The 15,629-nt window shown below is 65.9% G+C and carries 15 protein-coding genes and 1 pseudogene; 10 read left to right on the top strand and 6 right to left on the bottom strand.

Going from position 1 to position 15,629, the window contains the following annotated elements:
- Positions 1–16: 16 nt before the first annotated feature.
- Positions 17–1,144: a DUF808 domain-containing protein gene (locus tag FFS20_RS04075; RefSeq protein ID WP_137824649.1), complete on the bottom strand. Its 1,128-nt coding sequence runs from the start codon at positions 1,142–1,144 to the stop codon at positions 17–19.
- Between the two features lie 302 nt (positions 1,145–1,446).
- The gene (locus FFS20_RS04065) at positions 1,447–1,902 is read right to left on the bottom strand and encodes an META domain-containing protein (protein ID WP_137824647.1); all 456 of its coding nucleotides are present in this window, start codon (positions 1,900–1,902) and stop codon (positions 1,447–1,449) included.
- Positions 1,903–2,158: 256 nt separating this feature from the next.
- On the opposite strand from FFS20_RS04065, the gene FFS20_RS04060 reads away from it, so the two are divergent.
- Together FFS20_RS04060 and FFS20_RS04055 are read left to right on the top strand one after the other, a co-directional pair.
- A complete protein-coding gene (locus tag FFS20_RS04060) occupies positions 2,159–4,057 on the top strand; it encodes a S1 family peptidase (protein ID WP_137824646.1) in 1,899 nt (632 codons plus the stop codon).
- 386 nt (positions 4,058–4,443) lie between these two features.
- Positions 4,444–6,546 carry a trypsin-like serine protease gene (locus FFS20_RS04055; RefSeq protein ID WP_137824645.1) on the top strand — a complete coding sequence of 701 codons (2,103 nt, stop codon included), beginning with the start codon at positions 4,444–4,446 and terminating at the stop codon, positions 6,544–6,546.
- Between the two features lie 128 nt (positions 6,547–6,674).
- Here FFS20_RS04055 and FFS20_RS04050 read toward each other — a convergent pair whose 3' ends face one another.
- Positions 6,675–7,223 (bottom strand): GNAT family protein, encoded by a 549-nt coding sequence (locus FFS20_RS04050; RefSeq protein WP_137824644.1) that lies wholly within the window; start codon positions 7,221–7,223, stop codon positions 6,675–6,677.
- Positions 7,224–7,264: 41 nt separating this feature from the next.
- Here FFS20_RS04050 and FFS20_RS04045 point away from each other — a divergent pair, with 41 nt between their 5' ends.
- The 6 genes from FFS20_RS04045 (at position 7,265) to tpx (ending at position 11,113) form a co-directional block, all read left to right on the top strand.
- Entirely contained in the window at positions 7,265–7,483 is a 219-nt protein-coding gene (locus FFS20_RS04045; protein WP_137824643.1) for a hypothetical protein, read from the top strand.
- A gap of 36 nt (positions 7,484–7,519) precedes the next feature.
- Positions 7,520–8,338 carry a thioesterase family protein gene (locus tag FFS20_RS04040; protein ID WP_137824642.1) on the top strand — a complete coding sequence of 273 codons (819 nt, stop codon included), beginning with the start codon at positions 7,520–7,522 and terminating at the stop codon, positions 8,336–8,338.
- Between the two features lie 130 nt (positions 8,339–8,468).
- Positions 8,469–8,894 carry a VOC family protein gene (locus FFS20_RS04035; protein WP_137824641.1) on the top strand — a complete coding sequence of 142 codons (426 nt, stop codon included), beginning with the start codon at positions 8,469–8,471 and terminating at the stop codon, positions 8,892–8,894.
- Positions 8,891–9,406 (top strand): DinB family protein, encoded by a 516-nt coding sequence (locus tag FFS20_RS04030; protein ID WP_137824640.1) that lies wholly within the window; start codon positions 8,891–8,893, stop codon positions 9,404–9,406. The genes FFS20_RS04035 and FFS20_RS04030 overlap by 4 nt, the downstream gene beginning before the upstream one ends.
- 98 nt (positions 9,407–9,504) lie before the next feature.
- Positions 9,505–10,497: a DUF368 domain-containing protein gene (locus tag FFS20_RS04025; RefSeq protein ID WP_137824639.1), complete on the top strand. Its 993-nt coding sequence runs from the start codon at positions 9,505–9,507 to the stop codon at positions 10,495–10,497.
- Between the two features lie 115 nt (positions 10,498–10,612).
- Positions 10,613–11,113 carry a thiol peroxidase gene (gene tpx, locus FFS20_RS04020; protein WP_137824638.1) on the top strand — a complete coding sequence of 167 codons (501 nt, stop codon included), beginning with the start codon at positions 10,613–10,615 and terminating at the stop codon, positions 11,111–11,113.
- 3 nt (positions 11,114–11,116) lie between these two features.
- Here tpx and FFS20_RS04015 read toward each other — a convergent pair whose 3' ends face one another.
- Entirely contained in the window at positions 11,117–11,836 is a 720-nt protein-coding gene (locus tag FFS20_RS04015) for a PIG-L deacetylase family protein (RefSeq protein WP_137824637.1), read from the bottom strand.
- A gap of 194 nt (positions 11,837–12,030) precedes the next feature.
- On the opposite strand from FFS20_RS04015, the gene FFS20_RS04010 reads away from it, so the two are divergent.
- Both FFS20_RS04010 and FFS20_RS04005 read left to right on the top strand, forming a co-directional pair.
- Positions 12,031–12,588 (top strand): hypothetical protein, encoded by a 558-nt coding sequence (locus FFS20_RS04010; protein WP_249356648.1) that lies wholly within the window; start codon positions 12,031–12,033, stop codon positions 12,586–12,588.
- A 100-nt stretch (positions 12,589–12,688) separates the two neighbouring features.
- Positions 12,689–13,384: a hypothetical protein gene (locus tag FFS20_RS04005; RefSeq protein ID WP_249356644.1), complete on the top strand. Its 696-nt coding sequence runs from the start codon at positions 12,689–12,691 to the stop codon at positions 13,382–13,384.
- On the opposite strand, the gene FFS20_RS04000 is transcribed toward FFS20_RS04005, so the two are convergent.
- Together FFS20_RS04000 and FFS20_RS17860 are read right to left on the bottom strand one after the other, a co-directional pair.
- Positions 13,359–14,807, bottom strand: coding sequence for an FAD-dependent oxidoreductase (locus tag FFS20_RS04000; protein ID WP_349290511.1), 1,449 nt, complete (start codon positions 14,805–14,807; stop codon positions 13,359–13,361). The genes FFS20_RS04005 and FFS20_RS04000 overlap by 26 nt on opposite strands.
- A gap of 319 nt (positions 14,808–15,126) precedes the next feature.
- Positions 15,127–15,629, bottom strand: a pseudogene (locus FFS20_RS17860) (hypothetical protein); the annotation flags it as partial.

Here is a 15,629-nt window from a genome sequence, read left to right as displayed (position 1 = left end):
AATCCGGGGGTGCCGCCTACCGCTTGGCGATCCCGTCGCCGTCCGGCCCGTCGGTGGTGGGCCGGTCGGTGTTGGTCCCGTCGGTGGCGGGCCGGTCGCGGGTCTGTGTGCCGGTGTCAGATGTGTCCGATGCGGCACCCTGCGCGCTCCGCGCATCGGCGACTCGAGCGCCGCTCGCGGCCGTGTGATCGGATGAATCGTGGTTCGGCTTCTTCACGAGCTTCTGGATGCCGATCGCGATCGCCGCGACGATGGCGCCCCAGACCGCACCGAGGATGAGCGAGAAGAACGTGTTGACGAGCCAGCCGAGGATGCCGGCCACCTCGGCGGCAGGTGCTTCGAGGCTGTGGACGAAGTCGTAGATGGCGGTGAAGCCGAGTTCGTCGGTGCCGACGAGGATGATGTGGCCGCCAACCCAGAGCATCGCCAGGGTGCCGATGACGGAGAGCCCGCCGAGGAGCTTGGGCATCGCCTGGACGAGGAAGCGCCCGAACTTCTGGGCACCCGGATTCTTTCGACCGGCGAGGTTGAGGCCGATGTCGTCCATCTTGACGATGAGGGCGACGACGCCGTAGACGCCGACGGTGATCGCCAGCGCGACGACGACGAGGATGATCGCCCGCGACAGCAGCGGCTCGTCGGCGACCTCGTTGAGGGCGATGACCATGATCTCGCAGCTGAGCACGAAGTCCGTGGTGATCGCCGAGCGCACGATCTTCTTCTCACGACCGGCCTCATCTTCGGGCTCCTGCCCGGCGGCCTCCTCCTTGTCGTCGTGCGCCTCGACCCAGCCGAGCTTCTCGAAGATCTTCTCGGCCCCCTCGAAGCACAGGTACGTGCCGCCGACCATGAGCAGGGGAGTGAGCAGCCACGGGAGGAACTGACTGAGCAGGAGGATGATCGGCAGGATGATGACGATCTTGTTGAACAGCGAGCCGAATGCGATGCGCTTGATGATCGGCAGCTCGCGCTTGGGATCGACGCCTTCGACGAACTTCGGAGTGACAGCGGCATCATCGACGACGACGCCGACGGTCTTGGCACCGGCACGCGACGCACCGGCGGCGACGTCGTCGAGGCTGGCCGCGGAGAGTCTGACGAGTGCGGCGACGTCGTCGAGGAGGGCGAAGAGGCCGCCGGCCATCTACTTCTCCCCGCCGTGGTCGCGGATCAGCTCGCCGAGGCGGTTCCCGCTCTGGTCGAAGACCGCGAGGACATCACCGTCGGCCTCGACCCGGCGCACTCCGCCGACCCAAGTCTGCATTCCCCTGCTTGCCATCTGCGTGGTGAGGAACGGAGCGATGACTGCGCTGGCGTCACCGTCAGACTGCCAGGTCGTCACAATGCGATTGGCACCATCGCTGCCCGTGACAGATCCGTTCAAAGCGAGTTCGAGGAAGGCTCCGGGATTGCTCTCGGCAGCCCACCTCCCGCTGGCGCTGTGCGTCATTTCTGCTTCTCCAATCCGCCGATGACTGACCCCTGTGCGTCTTTGAACGTCATGACTTCGCCGTCGATCGTCGCCGTCGAGGCCTTCGACAGCCATTGGTCTCCGGGGCAGGCTTTCTGTGTGGTTGTGAACGGCTCGATCGTGATCTCGTCTCCTTCGACAGTCCACGTCGTATCTATGGGGTTGCATCCGTCCGAGCCCGAGACCGCACCGTCGCCACTGAAAGTGAGGAAGGGGTTTCCTGCCTCAGGTGACGTCCATTTGCCGACGGGATCGAGCTCAGCCGCGGCGGACTCGGTCGGTGAGCTTGTTTCGCCGGCAGCCGAACTCGTGGGCGACTCGGCAGGAGATCCTGTGCTGCACGCGGCAAGGGGCAGTGTCGCCGCAAGAGCGACTGCGCCGAAGACGCGCCGGAGGCCGGGAGACAGTCGGTGCACGCTGAGGGTCGTCATGCACCGATCATAACGGGGACGCCCGAGAGGTCGATCCCCATCGCCGACGAAGCGGACGATTCCATGTTTTGTTCGTTTTGTTCACCGGCAACACGCAAACTTGTTGCTTCGCACCGTTGCCGATCCGTAACCTGGCACACGGTTGACACCTGTTTTCGTGACCTGTTTGTGACAGTGCAGATGACTGCTGGATCGGCATGTTCACGGACTCACCAGACAATCGCATCAATGAATCCGACCAAGGGAATCCAAGAGTATGCAGAAGAAACTCGTGCAGAGTTCGCTCGCCCTGTCCGCTGTCGCAGCGCTCAGTCTCGGCAATGCCTTCTTCGCGTCGCCTGCGATGGCCACCGCCGCCCCGCAGAAGCTCGACGTGCAGAGTGACACCCAGATCCAGAAGGCGCTGTCCGACATCGAAGGCGTCAATGCCTACGGTGAGCGTGACGGCAAGCTCAGCCTCGGCGTCGAGAAGAAGACGCAGGAGATCAAGGATCTCGAGAAGAAGTACTCGAACATCACGATCACCGAAGGCATCAAGGAGCTTCAGCCGTACGCGAAGAACGACCTCGTCGGCGGTGCCGGGTACCTCGTGCAGACCCCGGCCGGCGGCGGCGTCTGCTCGACCGGATTCTCCGGTTGGGACGACGCGGGCAAGCCGGTTGTCCTCACTGCGGGTCACTGCGCGAAGAACTACAACGCCGACACCGGTGAGATCAACGGTGACTCGACCGTCGACCAGACCGAGCGTCCGAGCACCGCGCAGGCCAACGGCGGCGAGGGCTTCGATCCGTCGGGCCTCGGCATCGCCGGCAAGTGGGGCTTCACGAGCTACGGCAGCGGTGACCTCCTCGACCCGACGGACCCGAATCCGCCGCTCCCGAAGGAAAGCGACATCGACTTCGCCGTCATCAACGTCGACGAATCGAAGTACAACGTCAAGAACGGCGTGACCGACTGGACCACCGCAGACACCGAGGACCTGTCCTCGAGCCTCGCGACGAACATCGCGAAGGTCGGCGCCCACACCGGGGGCAAGATCCAGAAGTCCGGGCGCACCACCGGTCTGACCGAGGGCCAGGTCATTCCTCGGTCCGAATACAACTTCGACTTTACGAACGTCGGCGGATACTGGGTGCACGGCTTCGGCGTGACCTCGCCGGCCGACAAGCCGTTCTCGCAGCCGGGCGACTCCGGTGGAGCCGTCTTCCAGGGTGAGACTGCTGTCGGCGTCATCTCCGGCGGCGGACCTGCCGACGACGGCACCCAGTTCGGTTGGGTCGCTGACCTCGACTACTCGCTCGAGCAGTCCGGCCAGTCGTTCAACGTCGAGAAGCCGGGCACGGAGACGCCTGAGGCCCCGGCCGCTCCCGTGGTCGAGGATCAGACGATCAAGCCCAACGGTGACGTCAAGGGCAAGGCTGCGGCGAATGCCGAGGTCAAGGTCGCCTGGAAGCCGGCAGCCGACGCCGGCACGAACAGTGCTCAGGCTGCGACGGAGGGCTCGGAGACGGTCAAGGCCGATGCCGATGGCAACTTCGTCCTCGAAGGCCCCGAGGCCGCCGGCGATTACGACTACACCGCGACGGCTGTCGTCGACGGTCAGGAGTCCGAAGCCGCTGCCTTCACGGTGACCGTCGAGGAGGAGAAGACCGAGACCCCGGCTCCGGTGGAGCGCGGAATCACGGTCGACCCGAAGGAGATCGCCGCCTCGGACTTCGTCCAGAAGGACAAGGCCGTGCAGATCACCGTCAAGGGCTTCGACGAGGGCGAGAAGGTGTCGCTCAAGCTCGTGTCCGGACCGGAGAACGTCAAGGGCATCGAACTCGACGAGACGGCCAACGCCGATGGCGTCGCCGCCTTCTCGATCTACGGGACGAGCGCCTCCGACCCCTCGGTCTACGTCGGCCAGTACGACGTGTCCGTCACCGGTGCCAATGACACCGAGGACGAGTCGGCTCTGACCGGGTCGTTCAAGGTCGTTGCCGATGAGAAGGGCAACGGCGGCGGAAGCGATGACGGCAAGGACGGCGGTGACGGCGGCGGCGACCTGCCCCGCACCGGTGCTGAACTCACCGGTCTCGCTGCCGGTGCAGGTCTGCTCCTCGTCGGCGGCGCCGCTGTGGTGCTGACGATGCGTCGCGCGAAGAAGAACTGAATGCGCTGAGCGTCGCACAGTGACCGACTCTGGTCGGTCGCGGTGTGAGCACAATCGACAGGGCGCCCTCGGTGGAGACACCGAGGGCGCCCTCGTTGTCCGTTTCGTGATGGAGCACTGCGCCACACGCCCGATGAGTCGAGAAGTTGCCGCGCCGGGGCCGAGCGGCGTTCTGGTGCGGTTCTCACGACTCAGCAGCGGTCTGAACTGGAACGAAGACAATCCCATCGCTCGGTCTCGCTTGAGCAGTCTTCTGTTTCGTTCATTTAGTTCACAGGAACAGACCCCATTTCTTGGTGGTCCATGGATGCGGCCCGTAACCTGTTTGTGACTAAGGTCATCACTTTGTGACATTGGCAACTCCCCGAAGAAGAGAGACGGAAAGTATGCAGAAGAAGCTCGTGCAGAGCTCGCTCGCTATGACCGCCGCTGCGGCCCTCGGCCTCGGCAGTGCGTTCTTCGCAGGTCCCGCAATTGCCGCGGACAAGCCTGCGATCAACGTGAAGTCCGAGTCAGCGGTTCAGGATGCAGTCGCTGAATACCTGGCGAACGACAAGGGCGAACTGCCCACTGAGATCGGTCGATTCGGCACGTCCGGCGACACCCTCTACCTGGGCGTGTCTGAGAAGACGGACAGCGTCGAGAAGCTCGATTCCAAGTACAAGAACGTCGAAGTCAAGGTGTCCAGCGAGTTCACGGCCGGCGAACCGCAGAGCAAGAAGGACCTTGTCGGTGGAGCGGGTTACCTCTTCAACGTTCCTTCATCCGAGGGAACTGCCGTCTGCTCGACCGGATTCTCCGGCTGGGACGCGAGTGGTGCGCCGATCGTGCTGACCGCGGGTCACTGCGCCGATGATGGTGGTAGGGCTACGCAGATCCTCGACACGGAGCGTCCGTCCACGGCCAATGCCGTCGGCGGCGAAGGCTTCGAACCGAACGGCACCGGAGCCCCCGGAACGTGGGGCACATACCAGTATGGTTCGACCATTACCGGCTCAAATGTGGACGACCCCGATAAGGCCTACGATTTCGGTGTCATCAAGGTCGCTGAGGGTTTCTCGGTGAAGCCCGAAGTCACCGACTGGACGACTGCGAAAGATGATGATCTGTCGCTTTCCACCACGAAGATCACTCAGCTCGGCACAGAGACGCCAGGAGCTCCCATCACCAAGTCCGGTCGTACGACCGGTGTGACCACGGGCACGGTGTCGACTGATACCCAGTTCCAGTTCGCAAACATCGGTGGGCGTGCTGTTCATGGTTTCCAGGTCGATTCAGGTTCCTCTGCGTTCTCCGCTTCGGGCGATTCCGGCGGCGCTGTCTATCAGGGCGATTCCGCGATCGGCGTGATCTCCGGCGGACCCGGTAAAGACAGCCCCGAATTCGGTCAGTGGTCGTGGGTTGCCGACCTCGACTATTCGCTGGAGAAGTCGGGCCAGTCGGTCACCTTCGAGGATCCCAATCAGACGCCTGAACCGCCCGCTGCTCCGGTCGTGAGCGATCAGACGATCAAGCCCAATGGAGCCGTTACCGGTAAGGCTGCACCGAACACTGATGTTCAGATCACCTGGGGTCCGGCTCCTCAAGCCGCCCCCAACGGCGATCAGACGGTGAAGACTGATGCCGACGGCAACTTCAGCATCGAGGGCCCCGCCAGTGTCGGTGTCTACGACTACACCGCGACCGCCAAGAATGAAGGCGGCTCTTCGGATACCGTCAACTTCAAGGTGACGGTCGAAGACGATTCGGCGGCGAACGCTGACGCTGGTGCGACCGGTGCCGAGGCTGACGCTGGTGCGACCGGTGCTGAGGCTGACGCTGGTGCCACGGGTGCTGAGGCTGACGCTGGTGCCGAAGCCGATGCCGGTGCCGATGCCAAGGACGCCAACGCGGACTCGGGTGCCGACACGAAGGATGCGGGTGCCAACGCCGCAGCCGACGCGAAGGACGCCAACGCCGACTCGGACGATTCGAAGGACGGCGGCGAGGCTCCGGCTGAGCGCGCGATCTCGATCACCCCGAAGGAGATCGTCGACACGGACTTCGTCCAGAAGGACAAGGGCGTGAAGATCACCGTCAAGGGCTTCGACGAGGGTGAGAAGGTCACGCTCAAGGTCGTCGCCGGTCCTGACAACGTCAAGGGAATCGAGCTGACCGAGACCGCGAACGCCGACGGCGTCGCCGGATTCTCGATCTACGGCACGAGCGCCTCCGACCCCTCGGTCTACCGCGGCAAGTACGACGTGTCCGTCACCGGTGCCAACGACACCGACGACGAGTCGCCCCTGACCGGTTCGTTCACGGTCGTCTCCGATGACCAGGGCAACGGAGGCGGTGGCAGCGACGACGGTGGCAAGGACGGCGGTGACGGCGGCGGCGACCTGCCCCGCACCGGTGCCGAGCTCACCGGCCTCGCAGCCGGTGCCGGCCTGCTCCTCGTCGGCGGTGCCGCTGTGGTGCTGACGATGCGTCGGGTCAAGAAGAACTGAGACTCTGTGATCACTGAGTGATCGCACGAGCACAGCAGAAGCGCCCCTGGTGGACATCACCAGGGGCGCTTCGCCGTCCCCGAACGCTGCTCTCAGTCCCGACCGCGGTGCCCTCCTGATCTCTGTGCTCAGTCCGGTTGGTCGTCCCACTCGACTGGAATCCTCACGCCGGTCTCCCATTCTTCGCGCAGAATCGCATAGGCGACGGCATCGAGCCGGTCACCGCCCTCGACGGTCCAGGCTCGCCGATGGTGAGCCTCCTTCGTCCACCCCGCCCGGACGAACACCTTCCGCATCGCGACGTTGTCCGCCCTCGTCATTCCTTCGAAGCGCTGCGCCGAGGTGGTCGTGAACAGATGGTCCGTCACCGCCCGCAGGATCTCCTCGCCCAAGCCCCTGCCGCGGTGATCCGCCGCCACGCGCAGATCGAACTCCGGAGTGTCGTTGCCGAGGTCGTCGATCCGCACGAGGCCGATCCGTCCCAGCTCGGCGTCGACGACCCACAGTGCGGCACCGTCGTCGCCGAGGAATCCACCGGAGTCGACGAACTCCGCGGCCTCACCGACCGACCGCACACCCGCCCGCGCATGGTACGGAAAGGCGTTCGTCGAGAAGAACTCGATGAGTGCGGTGCGATCGCGGCCGCCGGGAACGATCGTTTCGAGGGATATGCTCATGGCACCAACGGTAGTCCGTCACCGCAGAGAGGGGAGTGACAGTGAGCATCGACGACGATGCCTTCGACTACCGGATCACGAAGTCCGGAGTCATCGTCATCGGGCGCGGCGGCCGCACCGTCATGGAGCTCGGCGGTCGGCAGGCCGCCGCACTCATACCCAAGCTCGGTCACAGCGACGCCGCCGACCAGCAGCTGCTCGCACGAGCGACAGGGAACTATCGCCGCGGCAACGAGCGCCGAAGTCGTCGCTCACAATGACTTGTCTACCGATCAGTAATTGGTAACGTGGGTCACATGACCGATGAGACCCAGAGCGAGTTCGCCCACGCGACCGCAGTGACTCCGCGCGGAGACGCCCGCTTCTCCGCCGACCTCGACGCCCGCTGGAAGGTCGGCGGCGCCGTCAACGGGGGCTACCTCCTCGGCGTCATCGGTCGAGCGATGGCGCAGACCGTTCCGACCACGCCGGATCCGCTCGTCATCTCCGCCTATTACCTCGGTCCCAGCGACTCCGGGCCCGCCGAGGTGGCGGTGCGGACGATCCGCACCGGTCGGTCGAGTGCGACGCTGGGCGCCGATCTCAGTCAGGCGGGGCAGCCGAAAATCACGGCGCTCGCGACGTTCGGCAGCCTCGGCGCGCTTCCCGACGACGTCGCCACCTCAGCGCAGCGGCCGGATCTTCCCGACCCCGACGACTGCATTCCGATGGCCGAGGGTCCGCAGGAGTTCCTCGACTCCGCGCCCGTCGTCTTCCGCTATGACATGCGTCTCGACCCTGCCACCGCGGGATTCGCGGCCGGCCGTCCGAGCGGGCGCGGTCTCCTCCAGGGATGGATCAGGCTCGCCGACGGCGCCGATCCTGATCCGCTGGCGCTTCTCGCCTTCCTCGACGCCTTCCCGCCGGTGATGTTCGACCTCGGGCGCTTCAACTGGGCGCCGACGATGGAGCTCACCGCCCACGTGCGGGCGAACCCGGCGCCGGGGTGGATCGGCGTGAAGGTACAGACCCGCAACATCGCCGGCGGCATGTTCGAAGAGGACTGCGAGCTGTGGGACTCAGCCGGTCGCCTCGTCGCCCAGTCCCGTCAGCTCGCGCGCCAGCCGCGCGCCTGAGCTCGCACCCGCCGGCCGGGTGAGACGTCACATGACAGCGGATCTCGGTCCGCGGCGGTCGCGTCAGTGCCGCGGCATAGGGTGGAACCCGTCATCGACTGCTCGACCATACAAGGAAGGACCACCTGTCATGGCCTCGCTGAACTCTCTGAGCATCACCTTCGACTGCACCGACGTCGAAACCCAGTCGCTGTTCTGGGCGGAGCTGCTCCACGCCGAGATCGATGAGGGCGCCAACGAGTTCGTCGCGAGCATCGGCGGAATTCATGACGGAGCATCGCCGACGCCGGGCATGCTGTTCCTCAAGGTCGATGACCGAGCCGATGCTCGGGGTGCCGACGCGAAGAGCGCCGGTCGGGTCGTGGCGAAGAATCCTCTCCACATCGACCTCGACGACCCCGACTATCCTGCCGATGTCGATCGTGCGGTGGCGCTGGGCGCGACGAAGGTCGCCTCGTTCGATGAATTCGGCATCGAATGGACAACACTGACGGATCCCGAGGGCTACGTCTTCGACATCGGTCGCCGCAAGGCAGAGAGTGAGGACCCCCGATGAATCTGCCGCTGGACGAACCCCGCGATCAGCCGGACGAGCGTGAGGGACTCGTCGAATTCCTCGACTACCAACGGCAGGTGCTGCGCCGGAAGGTCGCCGGACTGAGCGCGGAGGACCTGCGGCGCACCGTCGGCGCCTCGAGTCTCACGCTCGGCGGCCTCATCAAGCACCTCAGCCTCGTCGAGTACACGTGGTTCCTCGAGCGGACAGCGGGGGAGGCGCTGCCCGAGCCGTTCGCGGCGATCGATTGGCGGACCGATCGCGACTGGGATTTCGAGAGTGCCGTCGACGATTCGCCTGAGGAGCTGCTCGACCTCCACGAGCGCGCGGTCGAGAGCTCACGGGAGGTGCTCGCCGGCATCGCCGATCTCGGCACGCCGCTGCGCCGCCGCTCCCACGGCAGCGTGCACAACGTGCGGTGGGTTCTCATCCATATGATCGAGGAGTACGCCCGGCATCTCGGGCACGCCGACCTCCTCCGTGAGAGCATCGACGGCGCCGTCGGCGACTGATCGGGTCGGGCCGCTCACCTGCGCGATCAGGGAGGGCGCAGGCCGCTGTGAGACGATGGAGGCGAATCCCATGCCCTGTCGTCGGACGAAAGCGACCCTTGACTTCTCCTGCCCCCAATCACACCAGCACGCCCACTGACGCGCCGCGCCGCTCGAAGGCGTGGATTCCCCTCGACCTCGTGCGCGGGTTCCTCATCGGCTCCGCCGAGCTCGTCCCCGGCGTCTCCGGCGGCACGGTGGCCCTCGTCACCGGTGTCTACGACCAGCTCATCGATTCCGCCGCGCACGTCGTCAAGGCGGCGAAGACCCTCGTCACCGGCCCTGATCGGCTCTCCGGTGCGCTCGCGGAGCTCAAGCGCACCGACTGGTTCCTCATCATCCCCGTCCTCCTCGGGATGGCCACCGCCGTCTTCAGCATCGCCGGACTCATGGCTGGATTCGTCACCGACAACCCCGAACTCGCGCGCGGACTGTTCTTCGGACTCGTCGCCGCGAGCATCCTCGTGCCCCTGCTCATGCTGCCGCCCCGGACTCGGCGCGAACCCATCGCGCTCGGCATCCTCGCCTTCATCGCTGCGGCCGCACTGGCGTTCTGGATGACCGGGCTGGCCGGCGGCGCCGAGGTGGAGAACCCGCCGCTCATCGCCGTCTTCCTCGTCGCCTCGGTCGCGATCTGCGCGCTCGTCGTGCCCGGCGTCTCCGGCTCGTTCTTCCTTCTCGCCGTCGGCATGTACACGACGACTCTGCGGGCCGTCGACGAACGCGACCTCGTCTACATCGCCGTTTTCGGCCTCGGTGCCGTCGTCGGCCTCGCCGTCTTCGTCAACATCCTCCGCTACTTCCTCCACAATCACCGCTGGTGGACGCTGCTCATCATGGCCGGACTCATGCTCGGATCCCTCCGCGCGCTGTGGCCGTGGCAGTCCGCCGCCGAGGTGGGCTCCGACGGCGAACCGCATGGTGCCGGCGGCCTGCTCGCCCCCTACGACCCCGTGCTCGGCCCGGTGCTCCTCGCCATCGCCGGTGCGATCGTCGTCATCATCCTCATCATCGTCGAGAAGCGCTTCGCCTCGAAGCCGTCAGCTCACTGAAGCAGCCCACCGAGACGGTGGTCCGCCTCGGCGCTGGACGGTCGGTTGAGGCCGACGATGATTGCCGTAGAGTGAGGAACGACCCATTCACCTTCCGTCAAGGAGCGATCGAAGCATGGCGACCACAGCACTCGAAGGCAACCCCGTCCACACCTCCGGAGACCTCCCGGCCGTCGGCACGCAGGCCCCGGCCTACACGCTCGTCGGCAACGACCTCGGAGAGGTCAACTCCTCGGAGTTCGCCGACTCCCGGGTCGTGCTCAACATCTTCCCGAGCGTCGACACGGGAGTGTGCGCCGCCTCGGTGCGCCGGTTCAACGAACTCGCCGCGAGCCTCGAGAACACCACTGTCGTGTGCGTCTCGAACGATCTGCCGTTCGCGCAGGCCCGCTTCTGCGGTGCGGAGAGCATCGACGATGTCGTCACCGCCTCGGCGTTCCGCAGCGCCTTCGGCAAGGAGTACGGCGTGACGATGGTCGACGGCCCGCTGGCCGGTCTGCTCGCCCGCGCGGTCGTCGTCCTCGATGACACGGGAACGGTGATCTACACGCAGCTCGTCGATGAGATCACCACCGAACCGGATTACGATGCGGCGATGGCGGCCCTCGGCGCCTGAGCCTCACATCTCGTATACGCGCACAGGCAGGGCGTACTCGACGCCCGCCTGTGCGCCGGTGTTCGCGCAGATGTCGGTGATCATGTCCTTCGGCTCCGGATGATCTCCGAGTGCTTCGAGGTAGACCGTGTGCGCTTCGAGCGATTCCACGCCTTTGGCGACATCCTCGGCGCTCAGTTCGATCGCATCCGTCGGTGAATCGGGGCCGGTGACGAGCAGCCGACCCGCCTTCCACGCCTCCAGACCGGAATCGGCGAGGTCGGTGAACAGCCACGGATTGTCTGCGTCCCGGATGGCGTCGACCGTCGCGATGCCGGCCGCCCGATGATCGACGTGGTTGAGGCCCCACGCCGTCTCGAGATTCCAGTTCGTCACCATGACGGCGTCCGGCCTGAACTCGCGCAGCTTCTTCGCGATCGCGTGTCGCAGCTCCTGGCTGACGTCGAGCATGCCGTCGGGGAACTCGAGGATCTCGAGGTCGTCGACGCCGACGACGGCGCATGCGTGAGCCTGCTCCTCTGCCCGCAGCGGCGCCACCTGATCCGGCGGCATCGTGCGGATGCCGGCTTCGCCGCGGGTGAGGAGGAGATAAGCGACGGTCTTCCCCTGACCCGTCCACTTCGCCACTGCCGCTGAGGCGCCGTACTCCATGTCATCGGGGTGGGCGACGATGCAGAGGACGCGGTCGATGTCGGAGTCGTCGAGGAGGAGGAGATCAGCCATGTCTCAAGGCTATGCCCCGGCCGGGATTCGCACCAGGGTCCGGGCATGCGGTGTGCCGTACGATGTTGATGACTGCGACGGAAGGCGTGACGATGACCCCTCGGCGGCTGCTCGGCGGCATGCTGGTTGCCTGTCTGCTCACCACTGGGTGCTCTGCCCTGAGAGTGAGCACGTCCGAGCAGGATTCCGGACCGGTGGCTGTCGGCGTGGGTGACGGCTCGCCGGAGACGGCGAACTCCGACGCGATCCCGGAGGGGTGGCAGGAGGTCGAGGCCGCTCTCGGAGACGAGTGCCCGATCTCCGTCGAATTCGCCGTCGACCCCCGATGGACCGACGCCGGCGGCGTGAGCGGCTATCAGGTGTACGCGAACGGCGAGGAGCGCCTCGTCAGTGTCAACTGCTACGCCTGGGGCGGCGATGACCCGGAGTCGGTCACCGACGATGCGATGAATGTCATCCTCACCGACCCGGGATCCCGCGTCGTCACCGAGAAGGCCGGCGAGATCCCGGGCGGAGTCTACTGGACCGTGCAGGGCGAGTTGGGCGCCTCGTCGGTGCGTTCGATAGGCGGCATGGAGTCGGTGTTCTACGGTGCGGTGGCGGGGCTCCGGGACGAGGGCCGGCTCTACCGGGTCAGTGTAGAGATGGCAGCGAAGAAGGACGACGCCGAGGCGGCTGCCGTCTACGCGCTGATGCTGCCGACCGTGCGCTTCGCGGGCGAACCGGTCACCCCGCCGCCGGGGCTGAAATGACCGGTGACGTCTTCTGCATCGGCCTCTGAGGAGGAGCTGCCGACCCTGCCCGGCGGCGTCCGAGGCGACGCTGCAGACCGCGCCCGCCGGTAGGATGGTGGTGACTCTGACGGAAGGCCAGCCGATGACCCTGCGATCCCTGACCACAGGCTTTCTGGCGCTGACCGTGGTGCTCAGCGGCTGCTCGGCGATGCGAGTGAGCACGAACGAGGGCGATTCCGCGCCCGTGAAGGTGGGCGTCGGCGATGGGTCGACCTCGACGCCGACCGCGGAGTCCGGTGTCGGGACGATTCCGCCGGGGATGACCGAGCAGACCATCGACGTGGGACAGTCGTGTCCGGTGCCCATCGCGATCGCGATGGACGATGAGTGGAGTGACTCGACCGGATACGACGGGTACCGCCTGTTCGAGCGCGGGTCCGGCGCGCTCATGACGGTCAACTGCTACGAGGACGACGACATCACCCCGGCCGACTCCGTGAGGTCCGCGCAGGATGCGACGTTCGCCTCGGCGGGGTCGCAGTTGTCGACGGAGAAGACCGGCCAGGTGACCGGGGGAGAGTACTGGACGTTCACCGGCACCCTCGGCCCCGACGACATGCGGTCGATCGAGTCGACGGAGTCAGTGATCTACGGGGTGGCGGCCGGTGTGCAGGTGGAGGGCCGACAGTTCAAGGTGACGCTGGAGATGGTGGTCAAGAGCGGGGATCAGGCCACCGCTGCCGTCTTCGCGACGATGCTGCCGACGGTGCGGCTTGCCGATGAGAGTCTCACTCCGCCGCCGGGGCTGAACTGACAGTTGCTCCGGCCCTGCGCTGAGCCTGCGGTACGGCGTCGAGCGCGACAGCGGGGACGGACTCATCGTCGGTGGGCGGGCTGGCGGTCGCCGCGTCGCTGGTCGGGCCGGCGGTCGCCGCGTCTCTGTTTGTCGCCTCGCTACTGTTTGTCGCCTTGTTACTGTCGGCCGCCTCGGTGCCGGGTGCTTGAGTGGTGAGGTTCTCGTGACCGGTCGTCTCAGCGGTGTCAGTGGTCTCGAGGCGTTTGAGGAGCTCGCGGGCGGCGATGCGACCGGCGCGGGTCGCGCCGATCGTCGAGCTCGCGGACCCGTAGCCGACGAGGAAGATGCGGTGATCGTCCCTGACGGCCACCTCGGTGTCCATGGCGATGCCGCCTTCGCGGGTGCGCAGGTGGAGGGGTGCGAGGTGGTTGAGGGCGGCACGGAATCCGGTGTTCCAGAAGATGACGTCGACCTCCTCGATGCGCTCCTCGGGGAACGGCTGCCATGACTGGGGGAGGGCGAGACGGTCGCTGTGGGAGGGGCCGAGGCCTTCGGAGGTCACCGCCTCCTCGGCGGGTCGGGCCGGGAAATGCACGCCGTGGGGAAGGATCTCGTCGAACATGCCGCGGGAGACGAGGACTCCGGATTCGACGCCGTCGAGGAATTCGCGGCGCAGCGGCAGCCCGGTGGTGCGGACGACGCTGGCCGGTGGGAGTCCGGCGAGGGTGCGGGAGCGCACCGCGCGTTCGACCTCGAGTCCCCAGTTGCCGTCGAATTCGCGGGCGGTGAAGTTCGGTGGACGGCGGGTGGCCCACAGGGTGTCGGTGACGGTGGCGAGTTCGAGGAGGAACTGGGTGGCGGAGATGCCGCCGCCGACGACGAGCGTGCGCAGGCCGCGGAAGTCCTCGACCTCGCGGAACTGGGCGGTGTGGAGCTGTTTGCCCTCGAATTCGGCGATCCCTGGAACGTAGGGGACGTAGGGGTGGGTCCACGTGCCCGTCGCGTCGATGAGGTAGTCGCTCGTGAGGTGCAGGCGTTCGCCGTCGAGCATGACGGTGAGCTTGAGCGGTCCGGCACCGGTGTCGTCCGAGGTCACGTGCGCAACCTCGGCGGGACGGACGACGCAGAGTTCGAGTTCCTTCTCGTAACGGGAGTAGTAGTCGGTGACGATCTCGGATGCGGGCACGGACGGGTCTGGCGCGCCGAGGGGGAAGCCGGGGAGATCGGCGATGTGATTCGTCGAACCGAGCGTCAGGGATTCCCAGCGCTGCCGCCAGGCACCGCCGGGGCCATCGCTGGCGTCGAGGACGATGAAGTCCCGACCAGGTTTCAAACCATCGCGCCAGAGGTAGTGCGCGGCCGAGAGACCGGCCTGACCTGCGCCGATGATGACAACGCGCCAGTGTGAGTCGACGAGCAACTCGGTGAGTCGGCAAACCATGGCGATAGTCTCTCAGGGAGCCTTGAGGTTTTCCTGTGTGAATTGGCGACGATTCGACAGGTGCGGACGGACGTCGCTGGTACGGGTGGGCGGACGTTGCTGGAACGGACGGACGGATGTTTCTGGAACGGATTGATTGACGTTGAAGGCACGCGCGAACGGATGTTGAGTCAGCAGGTGTCGTGGGAGGGTCAGGGACGAGTCCACTTCAACCGTTCTGCGGTTTCAGATCTGGGCGTTCTGTGGGTGGCGGGTGCGCGGTTGAGCACGAACTGATTGCCGATGCAGGTCATTTGCAGTCAGTTCAGTTTCAGCCGGGTCAGTTGCAGTCGGGACCATTCGGATTCGCGTTGCAGTCCTCGTCGACGAGATAGCGGTGGAACCGGTAGACGTCGATGGTCAGCTCGTTGCTGGCGACATAGGCGTAGCCGTCGATGGGGATCCAGGGTCCGCCGTCGACGGAGAATTCGCCGGTGAACGTCGTTGTCATCTCGACGGTTGTCGGTCCGACTTCTTGGAAGTCGTGGCCGATCTCCGGCTTGTCGCCGGGCTGCGGTTTCGAGCCTTTGGTTGTAGTCGTCGCGCCGGTGCCGTCGCCGAAGTTCCAGTTGTACTTCTCCGGAGTCACCTTCACCTGCACGGCGTAGGTGAGGAGGGTCATGTCGATGTAGCTGACGTCGGCGTTCGTCCAGAAGGCGGCGGGTTTGCCGATGACCGCCCAGTCCTTCGGCCAGGCGTGAATCGTCGGCGCGGGGATGTCGAATGTCTGGAACTGGGATTCGGGAATCTCCGTCGGCGGTGCTGGTCGCGCGGGACCTCCTC

The organism is Brevibacterium sp. 2SA, assembly GCF_005502845.1.
GTDB lineage: Bacteria > Actinomycetota > Actinomycetes > Actinomycetales > Brevibacteriaceae > Brevibacterium.
The sequence above is the reverse complement of the archived record's forward strand: the minus strand, read 5'-3'. Positions and strand labels throughout refer to the sequence as shown.